The sequence below is a fragment of the Roseomonas sp. E05 genome (assembly GCF_030063475.1).
Classification (GTDB): domain Bacteria; phylum Pseudomonadota; class Alphaproteobacteria; order Acetobacterales; family Acetobacteraceae; genus Pseudoroseomonas.
Genome location: NZ_JASIRT010000036.1, coordinates 1 through 16169, shown reverse-complemented (window position 1 = coordinate 16169; position 16169 = coordinate 1). Strand labels below are relative to the sequence as shown.

General features: G+C 69.6%; 16 protein-coding genes. 9 read left to right on the top strand and 7 right to left on the bottom strand.

The window, feature by feature from the left end; translation table 11 throughout:
• The first annotated feature begins 19 nt into the window (after positions 1–19).
• From QMO56_RS22910 to QMO56_RS22900, 3 genes are all read left to right on the top strand, one after another.
• A complete protein-coding gene (locus tag QMO56_RS22910; protein ID WP_283529573.1) occupies positions 20–292 on the top strand; it encodes a DUF3253 domain-containing protein in 273 nt (90 codons plus the stop codon).
• The gene (locus QMO56_RS22905) at positions 289–747 is read left to right on the top strand and encodes a DUF1499 domain-containing protein (RefSeq protein ID WP_283529572.1); all 459 of its coding nucleotides are present in this window, start codon (positions 289–291) and stop codon (positions 745–747) included. The genes QMO56_RS22910 and QMO56_RS22905 overlap by 4 nt, the downstream gene beginning before the upstream one ends.
• 77 nt (positions 748–824) lie before the next feature.
• Positions 825–2585, top strand: a complete 1761-nt coding sequence (locus QMO56_RS22900) for an ABC transporter ATP-binding protein/permease (RefSeq protein ID WP_283529571.1) — start codon at positions 825–827, stop codon at positions 2583–2585.
• Here the strand turns inward: QMO56_RS22900 and mbfA are convergent.
• Together mbfA and QMO56_RS22890 are read right to left on the bottom strand one after the other, a co-directional pair.
• Entirely contained in the window at positions 2569–3525 is a 957-nt protein-coding gene (mbfA, locus tag QMO56_RS22895) for an iron exporter MbfA (protein WP_283529570.1), read from the bottom strand. The genes QMO56_RS22900 and mbfA overlap by 17 nt on opposite strands.
• A gap of 129 nt (positions 3526–3654) precedes the next feature.
• A complete protein-coding gene (locus QMO56_RS22890; protein WP_283529569.1) occupies positions 3655–4362 on the bottom strand; it encodes a GntR family transcriptional regulator in 708 nt (235 codons plus the stop codon).
• Positions 4363–4543: 181 nt separating this feature from the next.
• On the opposite strand from QMO56_RS22890, the gene QMO56_RS22885 reads away from it, so the two are divergent.
• The 4 genes from QMO56_RS22885 to QMO56_RS22870 all read left to right on the top strand — a co-directional run bounded on the left by QMO56_RS22885 (position 4544) and on the right by QMO56_RS22870 (position 9160).
• Complete coding sequence (locus QMO56_RS22885; protein WP_283529568.1) at positions 4544–5509, top strand: D-glycerate dehydrogenase; 966 nt, start codon at positions 4544–4546, stop codon at positions 5507–5509.
• A 17-nt stretch (positions 5510–5526) separates the two neighbouring features.
• Positions 5527–7278, top strand: coding sequence for an L-arabinonate dehydratase (gene araD, locus QMO56_RS22880; RefSeq protein WP_283529567.1), 1752 nt, complete (start codon positions 5527–5529; stop codon positions 7276–7278).
• A 22-nt stretch (positions 7279–7300) separates the two neighbouring features.
• The gene (locus tag QMO56_RS22875) at positions 7301–8020 is read left to right on the top strand and encodes a ribonuclease activity regulator RraA (RefSeq protein ID WP_283529566.1); all 720 of its coding nucleotides are present in this window, start codon (positions 7301–7303) and stop codon (positions 8018–8020) included.
• A 171-nt stretch (positions 8021–8191) separates the two neighbouring features.
• Positions 8192–9160: a tripartite tricarboxylate transporter substrate binding protein gene (locus QMO56_RS22870; RefSeq protein ID WP_283529565.1), complete on the top strand. Its 969-nt coding sequence runs from the start codon at positions 8192–8194 to the stop codon at positions 9158–9160.
• Between the two features lie 143 nt (positions 9161–9303).
• On the opposite strand, the gene QMO56_RS22865 is transcribed toward QMO56_RS22870, so the two are convergent.
• From QMO56_RS22865 to QMO56_RS22850, 4 genes are read right to left on the bottom strand one after another with little or no spacing between them, the layout of a single operon-like run.
• Positions 9304–10794, bottom strand: coding sequence for an amidase (locus QMO56_RS22865; protein WP_283529564.1), 1491 nt, complete (start codon positions 10792–10794; stop codon positions 9304–9306).
• Positions 10791–11288, bottom strand: coding sequence for an O-acetyl-ADP-ribose deacetylase (locus QMO56_RS22860; RefSeq protein ID WP_283529563.1), 498 nt, complete (start codon positions 11286–11288; stop codon positions 10791–10793). The genes QMO56_RS22865 and QMO56_RS22860 overlap by 4 nt, the downstream gene beginning before the upstream one ends.
• Before the next feature lie 4 nt (positions 11289–11292).
• Entirely contained in the window at positions 11293–12900 is a 1608-nt protein-coding gene (gene ggt / locus QMO56_RS22855; RefSeq protein WP_283529562.1) for a gamma-glutamyltransferase, read from the bottom strand.
• A gap of 23 nt (positions 12901–12923) precedes the next feature.
• Positions 12924–13691 (bottom strand): SDR family NAD(P)-dependent oxidoreductase, encoded by a 768-nt coding sequence (locus QMO56_RS22850; RefSeq protein WP_283529561.1) that lies wholly within the window; start codon positions 13689–13691, stop codon positions 12924–12926.
• Positions 13692–13797: 106 nt separating this feature from the next.
• On the opposite strand from QMO56_RS22850, the gene QMO56_RS22845 reads away from it, so the two are divergent.
• Both QMO56_RS22845 and gpt read left to right on the top strand, forming a co-directional pair.
• Complete coding sequence (locus QMO56_RS22845; protein ID WP_283529560.1) at positions 13798–14139, top strand: tRNA-binding protein; 342 nt, start codon at positions 13798–13800, stop codon at positions 14137–14139.
• 2 nt (positions 14140–14141) lie between these two features.
• Positions 14142–14621 carry a xanthine phosphoribosyltransferase gene (gene gpt, locus QMO56_RS22840; protein ID WP_283529559.1) on the top strand — a complete coding sequence of 160 codons (480 nt, stop codon included), beginning with the start codon at positions 14142–14144 and terminating at the stop codon, positions 14619–14621.
• Positions 14622–14693: 72 nt separating this feature from the next.
• On the opposite strand, the gene QMO56_RS22835 is transcribed toward gpt, so the two are convergent.
• Positions 14694–15716, bottom strand: a complete 1023-nt coding sequence (locus QMO56_RS22835) for a hypothetical protein (protein WP_283529558.1) — start codon at positions 15714–15716, stop codon at positions 14694–14696.
• Positions 15717–16169: the final 453 nt, after the last annotated feature.

Below are 16169 nucleotides of genomic sequence, written 5' to 3'. Positions count from 1 at the left end.
CCCGAGTTCAGGACTTCGCATGAGCCCTTCCTTCCAACGCCCCTCGCCCGAGGTGCTGAGCGCCGAAATCCTCCGCCAGACGTCGGCCTGCCCGCCCGGCAGGTCGATCGCCCCGAGCGAGGTGGCGCAGGCCCTGGCGCCGGAGGAGCACTGGCGCAGCCTGCTCGGCACGGTGCGCGAGGCCGCCCTTGCCCTGCAGCGCGAGGGCCGGCTGGAGGTGCTGCGCAAGGGCAAGCCGGTGCCGCCGGAGGAGGTGCGTGGCGTGATCCGGCTGCGCGCCCCCGCCGCATGAGACACAGCGCTCCCTTCCGGGCACTGCTCGGCCGCGGCGCGCATGGGCTGCCGCTGCCGCAGCCCATGGCATTCGATGCCGCCTTCCGCCTGCCGCCCTCGCCCAACACGGCGCTGGCGGCGCCGCCGGGCAGTTCGCTGCCGGCGCACCGGTGGGTGGAGCCCTATCGCGCTTCCCCGACCGCGCTGATGGCGGCGCTGCGGCGCGTCGCCGCGGCCCGCCCGCGCTGCACCCTGCTGGCGGAATGGCCGGAGCGCGGCCAGGCGCAATGGGTGGAGCGCACGCGCTGGGCCAACTTCCCGGACATCCTCGTGGCCCAGGTCTCGCCCGACCCGGCCGGCGCAGCCCTCGTGCTGTACTCGCGCAGCCTGTTCGGCTGGTCCGACCTCGGCGTGAACGGCCGGCGCCTGGCGGGCTGGCTGGCGGCGCTGGAGGCCGAACTGCGCCTCGTCTGAGCGGCTGACGACACGGCAGGCCGCCCCAAGGCGTCCGCGCGACCCTGCTTCCCTTCCGGCAAGGACATCCTCCTTCCATGCGTCGCATTCCCGCTTTCCTGCGTGACGCCTGGGCGCTCGCCCGCCCCTACTGGGGCAGCGAAGAGCGTTGGCGCGCGCGTGGCCTGCTCGCCGTCGTCATCCTGCTGAACCTTGCCCTGGTGGGCATGGGCGTGCTGCTCACCTACTGGCAGCGCGCCTTCTACAACGCGCTGGAGGCCAAGGACTTCGGCGCCTTCACCGGCCTCATCCTCTGGGGACAGACCACCGAGGGCGGCTTCTTCATGCCGGGTTTCACCCTGGTGGCCGCCGTGTACATCCTGGTCGGCGTCTATGCGCTCTACCTGCAGCAGGCGCTGCAGATCCGCTGGCGCCGCTGGCTGACCGAGCGCTTCCTTTCCGGCTGGCTGGAGAAGCGCGCCTATTACCGCATCGCCCTCACCGACCAGGGCACCGACAACCCGGACCAACGCATCGCCGACGACATGCGGCTCTTCGTGGACGACACGCTGAGCCTGGGCCTGGGGCTGATGAACGCCGTGGTGACGCTGGTTTCCTTCGTGGTGGTGCTGTGGGGCCTCTCGGGGCCGATGGTGATCCTCGGCCTCTCCATCCCCGGCTACATGGTCTGGGCGGCGCTGATCTATTCGGTGCTGGGCACCTGGCTGGCGCATCTGATCGGCCGCAAGCTGATCGGGCTGAACTTCCTGCAGCAGCGGGTGGAGGCGGATTTCCGCTACGCCCTGGTGCGCTTCCGCGAGAACATGGAAGGCGTCGCGCTGCATGGCGGCGAGGCGCAGGAGCAGCGTAACCTGCTGCACCGCTTCGGCGCCGTGATCCAGAACTGGTGGGGCATCATGCGCGCCACCAAGCAGCTCACCTTCTTCACCTCGGGCTACGGGCAGGTGGCGGTGATCTTCCCGATCGTCGTCGCGGCGCCGGCCTTCTTCGCCGGGCGCATCCAGCTCGGCGGGCTGATCCAGACCTCCTCCGCCTTCGGCGAGGTGCAGGGCGCGCTCTCCTGGGTGGTCAGCAACTACGCCCGCCTGACCGAATGGGGCGCCACGGTGGAGCGTCTGGCCGGCTTCCAGCGCGCGCTGAAGGCGGCCCAGCTCGCCGCCGGCGACGGCCCGGACCGGGTGACGAGCGACGGGGCCGCGCTGCGGGCCGAGGCGCTGACCATCCGCCTGCCCGACGGCCGCGCGCTGACGCACGGCGCCGCACTCACCCTGGAGCCGGGCGAGGCGGTGGTGATCACCGGCGCCTCGGGCAGCGGCAAGTCCACCCTGTTCCGCGCGCTCTCCGGCATCTGGCCCTTCGGCAGCGGACGCATCGCCATCCCCGCCGGGGAGGCGCTGTTCCTGCCGCAGCGGCCCTACCTGCCGCTCGGCACGCTGCGCCAGGTGGTGGCGTATCCGCGCGATCCCTCGGCCTTCAGCGAGGAGAGCATCGCCGCGGCACTGGAGAAGGCGGGGCTGGGCGCCCTGCTGCCGCGGCTCGGCGAGGCGGAGCCCTGGGAGCGGCGCCTCTCCGGCGGCGAGCAGCAGCGCGTGGCGCTCGCCCGCGCCCTGCTGCTGAAGCCGCGCTGGCTGTTCCTGGACGAGGCCACCGCCAGCCTCGACCCCGAGGCGGAGGACCGCCTTTATACCTTGCTGCGGCAGGAATTGCCGGAGACCGCCATCCTTTCCATCGCCCACCGCCCCGCCGTGGTGAAGCACCACGACCGGACGCTGCGGATGCAGGGCGGCCAGCTTCTGGCCGTGGCCGCGCCGGAGGAGGCGGCTATGCGCTCCCGATGAAGATGCCGGCGAGCAGCACCAGCACGCCGCCCAGCACCACCTGCACGATCGCGGAGGTGAAGGGCGTCTCCATGTAGCGCCAGCGGATCCAGGCGATGGCGAAGAGTTCGAGGGCCACGACGATCCCCGCCACGGCAGTGGCCAGCCAGAAGTCGCGGATCAGGTAGGGCAGCGTGTGGCCGAGGCCGCCGAGCGCCGTCATCAGCCCGCAGGCGGCGCCGCGCACCCAGGGATGGCCGCGCCCGGTGATGGCGCCGTCGTCGGAAAGCGCCTCGGTCAGTCCCATGCTGATGCCGGCGCCGACCGAGGCGGCGAGGCCGACCAGCAGGGCGTCGCCGGAGCTCTGGGTGGCGAAGGCGGCGGCGAAGATGGGCGCCAGGGTCGAGACGGAGCCGTCGATCAGCCCGGCGAGCCCGGGCTGCACGATCTGCAGCAGCAGCAGGCGGCGCGATTCCGTATCCTCCGCGCTGCGGGCGGATTCGGTGAGGTAGGCGGCCTCCAGCTCGCCGGCGCGCTCCTCGTGGTGGCGCTCGGTGGCGGCGAGATCTCCGAGCAGGCGCCGCACCTCGGTGTCGTGGCTGCGGGCGGCGGCGGCGGTGTAGAAGTTGGCGGCCTGCCGCTCCATCAACTCCGCCTGGGCGCGCACCGTCTCGATGCGCAGGTCCTCCATCAGCCAGACCGGGCGGCGCCTGAGGAAGCCGCGCACGTCCTCGCGCGTGATGTAGGGCAGCTCGGAGCCGAACTTGCTCTCGTAGAGCGTCAGCAGCCGATCGCGGTGCTCCTGCTCCTCGCTGGCCATGGCGTCGAACACCGCGGCGGAGGCAGGATAGCTGCCGCGCAGCCGCAGGGCGAAATGGCCGTAGATGCGCGAATCCTCCTCCTCGCTGGCGATGGCCAGAGCCAGGATCTCGGCTTCGGTCAGGTCCTCGAGGCGCTTCATGTCTGCGGTTCTCCTGCCCGCCTTGTCGCCTCGATGGGCCTCCAGGGCAAGGGGGGTCCACAGGAATGTCGTTGTTTATCAGCGCCTTGGAGAGAATGCGCCGCGTTTGCAACAGACTCCTCGCACGGATCAGCCCGCGGCGAAGTAGCCGGGATGCGCGGCGCGGATCTCGTCCAGCCGCCCGAAGGTGTCGGAGAGATGCCGGCGCAGCACCATCTCCGCTGCCACGGAGTCGCCGGCCAGGATGGTCTCGGCCAGCGCACCGTGCTCCTGCAGCACCGTGCGCGCCTTGCCAGGCACAGGCAGGTGCAGCCGGCGCAGCCGGGCCAGATGGCCGCTGCGGCGCTGCACCATCTCCCAGAGCCCGCCAATGCCGGCTGCGTCGTAGAGCATGGCGTGAAAGGCATCGTCCGCCGCCGAGAAGCCCGCATGGTCGCCGCGCTCCAGCAGCTCCTGCTGCGCGGCCAGATGCGCGCGGAGGCGCTCGGCCAACCCGGCCGGCGGCGCCTCCGCCAGCTGCTGCACCATCTCGCGCTCGATCGCGCGGCGCAGGAACAGCGCCTCACGCGCCGAGGCCAGGTTGATGCGCACGACATGGGTGGAGGCGCTCGGCACCACCTCCACCAGCCCCTCGGCCTGCAGGCGCATGAGTGCCTCCCGGACCGGCGTCTGGCTGAGGCCCAGGCGGGCGGCCAGCGCGGTGCGGGAGAGCGGCGTTCCCGGGGGCAAGGCAAGGCTCAGGATGGCCTCGCGCAGGCTGCCATAGGCGAACTCCCCCGCGGAAGGACGGCGCTCGAAGGGTTGCAGCGGCGCAGCGGCGGTGGAGAGCTTGGACATGATGCGGGGAGCCTAGCGCAAAGGTCCGAAATCCGAAATATCGGTACCTTGTCAGACAAGCCGATCTTCTTTATGCCGTTGGCAACGGCCCATGGAACACCGGCCGAGGAGGAAACATGCCCCTGTCCCGCCCGGCAGGTCTCCACCTGGCCCAATGCCGCCGAGGCTCTGGAGACCGCGCATGACACCTGCCCTGCCCCGCATTGTCGTCTGCCGCCGGCTGACCCCGGCCGCGACGGAGCGTGCGCGCCGCGAGTTCGATGCGCTGCTGGCCAAGGCGGATATGAACGCGGAAGAGGCCATCGCCGCCGCCATTGCGCATCGCGCCGATGCCCTGCTGATCGGCGGCACGGTGAAGCTGGACGCCGCCGCCATCGCCCGCCTGCCCGACCATGTGCGGCTGATCGCGAATTCCAGCGTCGGCTACGACCACATGGACGCCGCGGCGGCGAAGGCGCGCGGCATCCTGGTGACCAACACGCCGGACGTGCTGACCGACTGCACCGCCGACCTCGCCTTCATGCTGCTGCTGGCTGCCTGCCGCCGCGCGCATGAATACGACGCGCTGATGCGCGAGGGCTGGCGCAAGCCGCTCGGCCTGCCGGACATGCTGGGCATCCAGCCCAGCAACAAGGTGCTGGGCATCGTCGGCATGGGCCGCATCGGCCGCGCCATGGCGCAGCGGGCGCGCGGCTTCGGCATGCGCATCCTCTACAACAACCGCAACCGCCTGCCGCCGGAACTGGAGCAGGACGCCGAGTTCTGCCCCGACCTCGACGCCATGCTGCCGCGCTGCCAGATCCTCTCGCTGCACCTGCCGGGCGGCGCGGAGACCGGCACGCTGATGACGGCGGCGCGCTTCGCCCTGCTGCCCAAGGGCGCCGTCTTCGTCAACACCGCGCGCGGCTCGGTGGTGGACGAGGAGGCGCTGCTCGGCGCGCTGAAGTCCGGCCACCTCTTCGCCGCCGGGCTCGACGTGTTCCGCAAGGAGCCGGACTACGACACGCGCTTCGCGGCGCTGCCGAACGTCTTCCTCACCCCGCATGTCGCCAGCGCCACGCGGGAAACGCGCGACGCCATGGGGATGCGTGCCCTCGACAACATCGCCGCGGTCCTGTCCGGCCGCGCCCCGATCGATCCGGTCTGAGACGGAGTTCCGGCCCCATGTCCAAGTCTCCCCTGCCCCACGTCAAGAAGGTCGAGGATCTCCGCAGCCGCCGCTGGTTCGGCCCGGCCGACCTGCGCAGCTTCGGCCACCGCTCGCGCGCCATGCAGATGGGCTATTCGCCCGAGGAATGGACGGGCAAGCCGGTCATCGCGATCATCAACACCTGGTCCGACCTGCAGCCCTGCCACGCGCATTTCAAGCAGCGCGTGGATGACGTGAAGCGCGGCATCCTGATGGCGGGCGGCTTCCCGGTGGAGTTGCCGGCGATCTCGGTCTCCGAGAGCTTCGTCAAGCCGACGACCATGATGTACCGCAACATGCTCGCCATGGAGACGGAGGAGCTGCTGCGCTCCCATCCCGTGGACGGCGCGGTGCTGATGGGCGGCTGCGACAAGACCACGCCCGGCCTGCTGCTCGGCGCCACCAGCATGAACATCCCGGCCATCTACCTGCCCGCCGGCCCCATGCTGCGCGGCAACTGGCAGGGCAAGATCCTCGGCTCCGGCTCGGATTCCTGGAAGTACTGGGACGAGCTGCGCGCCGGCAAGATCACCGACCAGGACTGGCTGGGCGTGGAGGGTGGCATCGCCCGTTCCTACGGCACCTGCATGACCATGGGCACGGCCAGCACCATGACGGCGATCGCCGAGGCGGTCGGGCTGGTGCTGCCGGGCGGCTCCTCAGTGCCGGCCGCCGATGCGGGGCATATCCGTCTCGCCTCGGAATCCGGGCGGCGCATCGTGGACATGGTCTGGGAAGACCTGACGCCGCAGCGGATCCAGACGCGCGAGGCCTTCGAGAACGCCATCGCCGTCGCCATGGCGATGGGCTGCTCGACCAACGCCATCATCCACCTGATCGCCATGGCGCGGCGCGCCAACTGCGACATCGGGCTGGAGGATTTCGAGCGCTTCAGCCGCAAGGTGCCGGTGATCGGCAACGTGCGCCCCTCCGGCAACGCCTACCTGATGGAGGACTTCTTCTACGCCGGCGGCATCAAGGCGCTGATGAACCAGATCCGCGAGCACCTGCACCTGGACTGCCTCACCGTCACCGGCCGCACGCTGGGCGAGAACATCGAGGGCGCCAAGGTCTTCAACGACGACGTCATCCGCACCACCAGCAACCCGATCTATGGCGAGGGCTCGCTGGCGGTGCTGAAGGGCAACCTGGCGCCGGATGGCTGCGTCATCAAGCCGGCCGCCATGGACCAGCGCTTCCTCAGGCATTCCGGCCCCGCCGTGGTGTTCGACGACTACGACGCCATGAAGAAGGCGGTGGACGACGAGAACTACCCCTTCACGCCCGACACGGTGATGGTGCTGCGCAATGCCGGCCCGCAGGGCGGCCCGGGCATGCCGGAATGGGGCATGCTGCCGATGCCGAAGAAGCTGCTGAAGGAAGGCCACCGCGACATGCTGCGCATCTCCGACGCGCGCATGAGCGGCACCTCCTACGGCGCCTGCGTGCTGCATGTCGCGCCCGAATCCTATATCGGCGGCCCGCTGGCGCTGCTGCGCACCGGCGACATCGTCGAGCTCGACGTCGATGCGCGCACGATCAACATGCGCGTCTCCGAGGAGGAGCTGGCGCAGCGCCGCGCCGAGTGGAAGGAGCCGCCGGCGCGCTACGGCCGCGGCTACGGCCACATGTTCCTCAAGCACATCCAGCAGGCCAACGAGGGCTGCGACTTCGACTTCCTGAAGACCGAATTCGGCCCCCCGGTGGGCGAGCCGGTCATTCATTGATCGCGCAGGAGCACGGAATCCGATGAGCAAGCTGAAGCCCGAGACGCGGGACAAGCTGAAGAAGGTCAGCACGGCCACGCTGGCCACCGCGCTCTACAAGCGTGGTTTCCGCAGCCAGTTCATCCAGGACGTGAAGCCGCTCTCGCCGCGCGAGGAAAGCATGGTGGGCGAGGCCTTCACGCTGCGCTACATGCCGGCGCGCGAGGACCTGAACCAGCTCACCGTCTTCCGCAACCCCGACCACCCGCAGCGCAAGGCGGTGGAGGAGTGCCCGCCCGGCGCGGTGATGGTGATGGACAGCCGCAAGGATGCCCGCGCGGCCTCGGCCGGCGGCATCCTGGTGACGCGGCTGATGAAGCGCGGGGTCGCGGGCGTCGTCACCGATGGCGGCTTCCGGGATTCGGCCGAGATCGCCACGCTCGACATGCCGGCCTACCACTCCCGCCCCTCGGCGCCGACCAACCTGACGCTGCACCAGGCGATCGACATCAACGTGCCGATCGGCTGCGGCGACGCGCCGGTTTTCCCCGGCGACGTGGTGGTGGGCGACAATGACGGCGTCATCATCATTCCCGCGCATCTGGCGGACGAGATCGCCGACGAGGCGACGGAGATGACGGCCTACGAGGACTTCGTCACCGAGAAGGTGCGCGAGGGTCGCACCATCCGTGGCCTCTACCCCGCCACGGACGAGCGGAACCTCGAAGAGTTCGCCGCCTGGCGCAAGCAGAACGGGCGCTGACCGGAACGCCGCTCCGGCGTCTCCACACCGCTCGCACCGATTAGCGGCGCGGAGGGCATCCGCATGTCGGGTGCCCTCCGGGCAGGTCTACCCGGCCAGGCAGGTGCCCGGCCGGAACGATGAATCGCGGCCGCGCTGCAATGACGGCGTGCCCGGAGGAGCGGATCAACCATGAAGATCATTCCCAAGCTGGCGGCCGCCTGCGCCTTCGCGCTGGCCTCCGTCCCGGCCTTGGCCCAGCAGGCCGGCTATCCGACGCAGCCGATCCGGCTGATCGTGCCCTTCAGCGCCGGCACCTCGGACACCATCGCGCGGCTCGTCGGCACCGAGATGAGCAAGGCGCTCGGCCAGCCGATCGTGGTGGAGAACCGGCCCGGCGCCGGCGGCAATGTCGGCAGCGAGACCTGCGCCCGCGCGACCCCGGATGGCTATACCATCTGCCTCGGCACCATCAGCAGCCATGCCATCAATCCGGCGATCTATCCGAAGATCCCCTACAACAACCTGAAGGACTTTGCGCCGATCACGCAGCTTGCCGCGCAGCCCAACGCGCTGGCGGTGACGGAGGACTTCCCGGCGAAGAACGTATCGGAGCTGGTCGCGCTGCTGCGTGCCAAGCCCGGCGAGTACAACTTCGGCTCCTCCGGCGTCGGCACCTCGGTGCATCTCGCCGGCGCACTGTTCTCGCAGCTCACCGGCACGCAGATGGAGCATGTGCCCTATCGCGGCAGCGGCCAGCTGATGACGGCGCTGCTGACCGGCGAGCTGCCGATCGCCTTCGACAACTTCTCCTCCGCATGGCCCTTCGCACGGGACAACAAGCTGCGCATCCTCGGCGTGACCTCGCTGCAGCGCGTTCCGACCGCGCCGGACATCCCGACCGTGGCAGAGACGGTGCCGGGCTTCGAGAGCCTCTCCTGGCACGGGCTCTTTGCCCCCGCCGGCGTGCCGCAGCCGATCATCGAGTTGCTGCACAAGGAGGCCGTCGCGGCGCTGAACCAGCCGAACGTGCAGGCACGGTTCAAGGATCTCGGCATCACGCCGGTCGGCAGCACGCCGCAGGAATTCGGCGCCTTCGTCGCCAGCGAGACGCAGCGCTGGGGCAAGGTGGCGCAGCAGGCGAAAATCAGCCTGGATTGACAGAAGGTTGGGGGGAATGAATTCCCCCCAAAACCCCCCTTCTTTTTTCCTCGAGTTCCCGCGCTGGCGGCATGCGTCGCGCTTAAACTGACAAAAAGAAGATGGGGGGCTTGGGGGGAATTCTTTCCCCCCGACTTTTTCCCTCAGTCGAAGCTGAGGAAGCCCGGCATCTCGCTGATCGGCCGCGCGGCGCGCAGCTTGGCGAGGTCCGGCACCGGGCGGGCGAGCGTCGCATCGCCTTCCACCACCGCCTCGATGGCCGCCGCCACCGCCAGCACCTTCGCATCGCCGCCGCGCGGGCCGACGATCTGCAGGCCGAAGGGCATGCCGGCATGGTCCACGCCCAGCGGCAGACTGATCGCCGGGTGGCCCGGCAGCGTCACCGCATAGGCCAGCGCCAGCCAGTGGAAGTAGTTCTTGGTGGGCTTGCCGTCGATCTCGGCCGGGTAGAGTTCGCTCCAGGGGCGCGGCGAGAGGGTGATGGCGGGGGCGATGATGACGTCCACGCCGCCGGCGAAGAAGCTCTGCCAGGCGCGGTAGATCTTCGTCTGGATCACCGAGGCGCGTGCCACGTCCTTGGCGCTGTAGCCCAGCCCTTCCTCGACATTGGCGCGCACATTCGGCCCGACATCCTGCGGGCGGAGGCGCACCTTCTCCTCATGCGCCGCCAGGAAGTTCAGCGCGCGCAGGATGGCGAAGGCCTCGTCGGCATCCGTGCAGTCCGGGTGCGTGTCCTCGACGCTGCCGAAGAGCGGCGCCAGCGCCTTCACCCGCTCGGCGAAGACGGCGCGGATATGATTCTCGGTCGGCGCGAAGCCGAAATCCGGCGTCGCGGCGACGCGCAGGGCGGAGAGGTCCACCGCCTCATTCAGCGGCATGCCGCGCCGCACGTCCTTGCCCGGCAGGGTATAGGCCAGCGGGTCCACGCCATGGTCCGCCGCCATGGCGGAGAAGAGCAGCGCCAGGTCGGCCATGTTGCGCGCCATCGGGCCGAGCACCGGCAGGCCGGACCAGCCGAGCAGCCGCCGCTCCTGCGGCACCACGCCCGGGCTGGGGCGGAAGCCGACGATGCCGTTGAAGGCCGCCGGATTGCGCAGCGAGCCGCCGGTGTCGGAACCGCTGGCCAGCGGCACCATGCTGGTCGCCAGCGCCACGCCGGAGCCGCCGGAGGAGCCGGCGGCCGACTTGCTCGGGTCGAAGGGGTTGCCCGTGGCGCCATAGACGGCATTGCGCGTGTTGGCGCCGGCGCCGAATTCCGGCGTGTTGGTCTTGCCCAGCACGATGCCGCCCGCCGCGCGCAGGTCTGCCACCATGGTGGAGTCCTTGGCGGGCACGTTGTCCTTGAAGATCGGGCTGCCGAAGGTGGTGACCAGCCCGGCGGTGTCGTCCAGGTCCTTGATGCCGAGCGGCAGGCCGTGCAGCGGGCCGAGCTTGTCGCCGCGCATCACCGCGCCCTCGGCGGCCTTCGCCGCGCCACGCGCCCGATCCTCATCCAGCGCCACCATGGCGTTGACGGCATGGTTCACCTCGCCGATGCGCTTCAGGCAGGAATCCAGCAGTTCGACGGGGGAAAGCTTCTTCTGGCCGATCAAACGGCGGGCGGCGACGGCGGAGAGGTCGCAGGCTTCGGTCACGCGTCCAGTTCCTTCTGGTAGAGCGCCAGCATGGCGGAGTCGAAACAGGCGAAGGTGACGTCGAGGTCGCCCTTCGCGGCAAGATCCTCGCGCACCGTGGCCACTGCGATCCGCGTGGCCTCCCCGCGCGGGTAGCCGTAGATGCCGGTGGAGATGGCGGGAAAGGCGATGGAATGGCCGCCCGCCTCGCGCAGCCGCGCCAGGGAGGCGCGGTAGCAGCCGGCGAGCTGCCCCGCCTCCCCTTGCCCGCCGCCATGCCAGACCGGCCCGACGGCATGGATGACGTGGCGCGCCTTCAGGCGGAAGCCGGGGGTGATCCGCGCCTCGCCGGTCGGGCAGCCACCGATCCGCGCGCAGGCGACGGCCAGTTCGGGTCCCGCCGCCGCATGGATCGCGCCACACACGCCGCCGCCCGGCGCCAGCGCCGCATTGGCGGCGTTGACGATGGCATCCACGTCCAGCCGGGTGATGTCGGCCTGGATGGCGCGGATCATGGCCTCAGTACCCCAGCGCGCAGCCATCCTTGCGCGGATCGGAGCCGCCGATCAGCACGCCGCGCTCATGGTCGATCAGGATGGCCTGGCCGCCGCCATGCGGCTTGTCGATCATCTGGCAGTCATGGCCCATGCGGTTCAGGCGGTCGATCACATCGGTCGGGACGCCGCGCTCGATCTGCACCTTGCCGCCATAGGGGAAGAGGCGCGGGAAATCGAGCGCCGCCTGGACGTCCATGCCGAACTCGAAGTGGTTGGTCAGGAACAGCGTCTGGCCCATCGGCTGGAAGTGCCCGCCCATCACGCCATAGGGCATGATGGCGCGGCCGTCCTTCATCACCATGCCCGGGATGATGGTGTGCATCGGCCGCTTGTTCGGCGCGATGCAGTTGGGGTGGCCCTCCTGCAGGCGGAAGCCGAAGCCGCGGTTGTGCAGCATCACGCCGCTCTTCTCCGCCAGGATGCCGGAGCCGAAGCCCTCGAAGAGCGAGTTGATGAAGGAGCAGGCATTGCCGTCCGCATCCACCACGCAGAGATAGACGGTGTCCTTGTGCTTCGGCAGGATCTCGGCCAGGCCGGCGGGCGGCAGCTCGCGCATCGCCACCTCGTCGCTGATCAGCGCGCGCAGTTTCTTCGCGTAATCCGGGCTGGTCAGCTTCGCCACCGGCACATCCACCTGGGACGGGTCGGCCAGGAAGGCGTCGCGGTCGCGATAGGCGAGGCGCGCCGCCTCGACATGGCGGTGCAGGCGCTCGGGCGAGAGCGGCCCCTGCTCCGGCGTCTCGCATTCCCCGAGCACGCCGAGCATCTGCAGCACCAGCAGGCCCGAGCCGTTCGGCGGGCACTGGAAGACGTCGAGCCCGCGCCACTTCGTCTGAATCGGGGTGACGAACTCGGCGCCATCCAGCCCGGCGGCGAAATCCGCCTCCGTATGCGTGCCGCCGGCGGCGCGCAGGGTCGCCACCATGTCGGCCGCGATCTCGCCTTCGTAGAAGGCCTTCGCGCCGCGCTCGCCGATGGCGCGCAGCGTGCGGCCCAGCGCCGGCTGCTTGAACACGTCGCCGATGCCGTAGGGCTTGCCGCCCTTCAGGAAGTGCCGTGCCGTGGCCTCGTGCTTGCTGAGCTTGCCGGTACCGGCTTCCCAGTCATGCGCCACGCGGGCATGCACGGGGTGGCCTTCCTCGGCGATCTTCGCCGCCGGTGCCAGGATCTGCGCCAGGGAGAGCTTGCCGTGCGCCTTGTTCAGCTTCTCCCAGGCGGAGACGGCGCCGGGCACGGTCACCGAATGGGCCGAGGTGTTGACCATCGCGGTCAGCCCGTCGGCGCGCAGCTTCTCCGGCGTGGCGCCGGCGGGGGCGCGGCCGGAGCCGTTCATCGCGATCACCTGGCCGGTGCCGGCGGGGGCGTAGAGGCAGAAGTTGTCGCCGCCGATGCCGGTGGACTGCGGCTCCACCACGGCCAGCACGGCGCAGGCGGCGATGGCCGCATCCATGGCGTTGCCGCCCTGGCGCAGGATGTCGAGCGCCGTCAGCGTCGCGATCGGCATCGAGGTCGCGGCCATCGCATGGGTGGAGAGAACCGCACTGCGGCCGGGAATATGAAAGTCGCGCATCAAAGTCTTTCCGGGTGAAGAGGTCACAGCGTGCAGAAGCCGCCGTCGATCAGCAAGGAGGAGCCGCTGATCATGGCGGAGGCGGGCGAGGCGAAGAAGACGATGGCGCCCATCACATCCTCCACTTTCATGATCCGGCCGAGCGGCGTGCGGCGCAGATGCGCGGCGCGGAACTTCTCGTTGGCGAGCAGCCCTTCGGTCAGCGGGGTCTCGACGAAGCCGGGGCAGAGGCTGTTGACCCGGATACCGTGCGCCCCCAGCTCGGCCGACATGGCCTTGGTCAGCCCTTCGATGGCGTGCTTGGTGGCGGTGTAGACGCTGCGGTTCAGCCCGCCGACATGCCCGTTCACCGAGGACAGATTGATGATGCTGCCGCCCTTTCCGGCCGCCACCATGCCGGCCGCCACGGCCTGCGCCACGGCGAAGGCGCCGCGCAGGTTGAGGTCGATCAGCCGGTCGAAGCTGTCGTCGCGGACCTCCAGAAAGGGCTCGCGGATATTGGTTCCGGCGTTGTTGACCAGGATGTCGAAGGGTCCCTCGCCTTCCGCCAGGTGGCGCACGGCGGCGCGGTCGGTCACGTCCAGCGCCCGGGCGCACGCCCGGGCGCCGGGGCCGAGGGCAGCGATGGTCGCCTCCATCTCCGGCAGGGCGCGGGCCGCCAGCACCACCTCCGCCCCCGCCTCGGCCAGCGCCACCGCCGCGGCCCGGCCGATGCCGCGTGAAGCACCCGTCACCAGGGCGCGCAGCCCGTCGCAGCGCAGCGGGGGCGTATGGGGCAGGCCGTCGGCCATGGGCGGTATCCTCCATCCGGTCAATTGCCGCCGACGCTGGCACGGTCCGGCCCCGGCATCAATCCGCCCACTTCCGCCCGCCGCGCGGCTGCGCTATCCGAAGCCGATGGAAACCACCGCCACGATCGACGATTTCCACCGGCTCGACATCCGCGTCGGGACGATCCTGGATGCCAGCCCGCTCGAAGGCGCCCGCAAGCCGGCGCTCAAGCTGGAGATCGACCTCGGGCCGGAGATCGGCGTCAAGCGCTCCTCCGCCCAGGTCACGGTGCACTACCCGCCGGACAAGCTGATCGGCCGGCAGGTGCTCTGCGTGGTGAACTTTCCGCCCCGCCGCATCGCCGGTGTCCAAAGCGAGGTCCTGACCCTGGGCCTGCCGGATGCCAATGGCGACGTGGTCCTGATCCGCCCCGATTTCGCCGTCCCGAATGGCGGCAGGATGTTCTGAGAATGGCGCCGCGCTACTACACCGTCAGCTGGGACCAGCTTCATCGTGACAGCAAGGCGCTCGCCTGGCGGCTGGTCGAGCGGGGCCCCTGGAAGGGCATCGTCGCCATCACGCGCGGCGGGCTGATCCCCGCCGCCATCGTGGCGCGCGAGCTGGATTGCCGGCTGATCGAAAGCGTCTCCGTCATCACCTATGACGAGGAGAAGCTGGGCACCCCGGTGGTGGCCAAGCCCCCGGTCGCCGCCGATGATGGCGAGGGCTGGCTGGTGCTGGACGACCTGGTGGACACCGGCACGACGGCCAAGGTGGTGCGCGGCATCCTGCCCAAGGCGCATTTCGCCACCGTCTATGCCAAGCCCGCCGGCAAGCCGCTGGTGGACAGCTTCATCACCGAGGTGAGCCAGGACACCTGGATCCTGTTCCCCTGGGACACCGAGCCACAGTTCGTCGCGCCCATCGCGCGCTCGGGCATGGTGAAGTAAGACCTCGCGACACGTCACGCGACTTCCGGAGGCTTCAGGCGGGCTCAAGGCCCGCCAGCCTCCCACCTCCCGTCAGGCCTGGGCGCGCCGCGGCGCGAACACCGCGCCCCTGGCGGCGCGGAAGGCCACTTCGCCCCCATAGCAGGCGAAGCCCAGGCCGATGAACAGCTCCTTGTACTCCGTGGGGTCCCACAGGCGGACCAGCCGGTCGCCGAAGGCGATCAGGAGCACCTGCGACAGCACGAGCAGCAGGGCCGCTACGGCGAAGAGAGCCATCTCCCCCCGTCCCGGCGCCGTCATGGCGGCACGGATGACGATGACGAGGCTCAGGATCAGCACCATCTGGATCGGCAGAAGGTGCCACATGTCGTAGTTGAAGGAGGCGATCGGCGCGCTGACCGCCAGCACGGCCCGGCCGGGGATGAGCGGCGCGACGGCGCGCAGCACCGCAGGCACCGGCGCCACTTCCTTCAGGAAGGGCAGCAGCATCAGGAACACGAAGCTCCCGCCATAGTACAGAAGCTCGAAGCCGTTGGTGAACAGGTTGTGGAAGTTCAGCTCCTTCTGCATGTTCTCTTCGATCAGCACCGTCGGCGTCTGGATCTCGAACACGCGCTGCATCCAGGAGACTTCCTCCATGCCGACCACGAAGAGGCAGACGGCCAGCAGCAGCGCACCCGCTGAGCAGAGCGGGGCGGAGAAACCGCGCACGCCGCCGCGGCTCCTGAGGAAGCGCATCGAGCTCCAGAGCAGCAGGCCGCTGCCGAGCAGAAGCGCAACTGCCGAACTCCATTCCACGCTCTGATCTTCACGGGCCAGCGCGCTGAACAACTCGGGACTGGCAAGGAAAACCACGAGGAAGCCGACCGCCAGCGCAAGCGAGGCCCAGGCCGGCCGCTGCTGCGCCGCGCTCAAGGCCGGAACCGCACGCGCCGGAGCGTTCCGCAGGAAGGGAAGAATGAAAAGCGCCGCAAGCAACAGCGCCAGCATGGAGCGTCCCAACGAAGAGGCATCGATCACCGGCGCCCGGTCCGCGAAGCCCCAGGAGCCCGATATCTGCTTCTCGAAGACGGCCAGGACCAGCAGCACTGCCACCGTGAGCAGTGCCGCGATTCCAGCGCGGAGATAAGGCTGCTCAGGTCTTCCCTGCACACTGCGGTGTCTGTTGATGATTTCCGCGGAGTGTGCCTGGCGCATAAGAATCCTGTCTGAAATTGAGCGAGAGCCTCTCTCCCAGTAATCCGTATCGTTAATGGATATCCGTCACAAAACTGTCATAGTCTTCTTGTGGGAAGAGCATAGGGCACATCGCTGCCCTCCCCTTCCGCTCGTCGGAACGCATGCATGTGCGGGCTCGCACTGCTGTCCGAGAAGGGCAGCAGCGCTCGGAGCCTGGAGCATTTTCCGTGAGCCAGAGCGAACGGAAAACGCTCTAGGCGGTGGTGACGATTTCCTGATCTGAGGGATTCCGCTGCTGAGCGGGGCGTGATTCAAGGCTGGCTTTTGGAGGCTGGCCTGGATGAGCGCGGACCCGGATGCGTTGCGCGA

Excerpts from the sequence above, each read along its gene's own strand:
- QMO56_RS22885 (WP_283529568.1), top strand. The coding sequence starts at position 4,544 with ATGACACCTGCCCTGCCCCGCATTGTCGTCTGCCGCCGGCTGACCCCG.
- mbfA (WP_283529570.1), bottom strand. The coding sequence starts at position 3,525 with ATGAAGCGCCTCGAGGACCTGACCGAAGCCGAGATCCTGGCTCTGGCC.
- QMO56_RS22900 (WP_283529571.1), top strand. The coding sequence starts at position 825 with ATGCGTCGCATTCCCGCTTTCCTGCGTGACGCCTGGGCGCTCGCCCGC.
- QMO56_RS22870 (WP_283529565.1), top strand. The coding sequence starts at position 8,192 with ATGAAGATCATTCCCAAGCTGGCGGCCGCCTGCGCCTTCGCGCTGGCC.
- QMO56_RS22905 (WP_283529572.1), top strand. The coding sequence starts at position 289 with ATGAGACACAGCGCTCCCTTCCGGGCACTGCTCGGCCGCGGCGCGCAT.
- QMO56_RS22845 (WP_283529560.1), top strand. The coding sequence starts at position 13,798 with ATGGAAACCACCGCCACGATCGACGATTTCCACCGGCTCGACATCCGC.
- araD (WP_283529567.1), top strand. The coding sequence starts at position 5,527 with ATGTCCAAGTCTCCCCTGCCCCACGTCAAGAAGGTCGAGGATCTCCGC.
- QMO56_RS22860 (WP_283529563.1), bottom strand. The coding sequence starts at position 11,288 with ATGATCCGCGCCATCCAGGCCGACATCACCCGGCTGGACGTGGATGCC.
- ggt (WP_283529562.1), bottom strand. The coding sequence starts at position 12,900 with ATGCGCGACTTTCATATTCCCGGCCGCAGTGCGGTTCTCTCCACCCAT.
- QMO56_RS22890 (WP_283529569.1), bottom strand. The coding sequence starts at position 4,362 with ATGTCCAAGCTCTCCACCGCCGCTGCGCCGCTGCAACCCTTCGAGCGC.
- QMO56_RS22875 (WP_283529566.1), top strand. The coding sequence starts at position 7,301 with ATGAGCAAGCTGAAGCCCGAGACGCGGGACAAGCTGAAGAAGGTCAGC.
- QMO56_RS22850 (WP_283529561.1), bottom strand. The coding sequence starts at position 13,691 with ATGGCCGACGGCCTGCCCCATACGCCCCCGCTGCGCTGCGACGGGCTG.
- QMO56_RS22910 (WP_283529573.1), top strand. The coding sequence starts at position 20 with ATGAGCCCTTCCTTCCAACGCCCCTCGCCCGAGGTGCTGAGCGCCGAA.
- gpt (WP_283529559.1), top strand. The coding sequence starts at position 14,142 with ATGGCGCCGCGCTACTACACCGTCAGCTGGGACCAGCTTCATCGTGAC.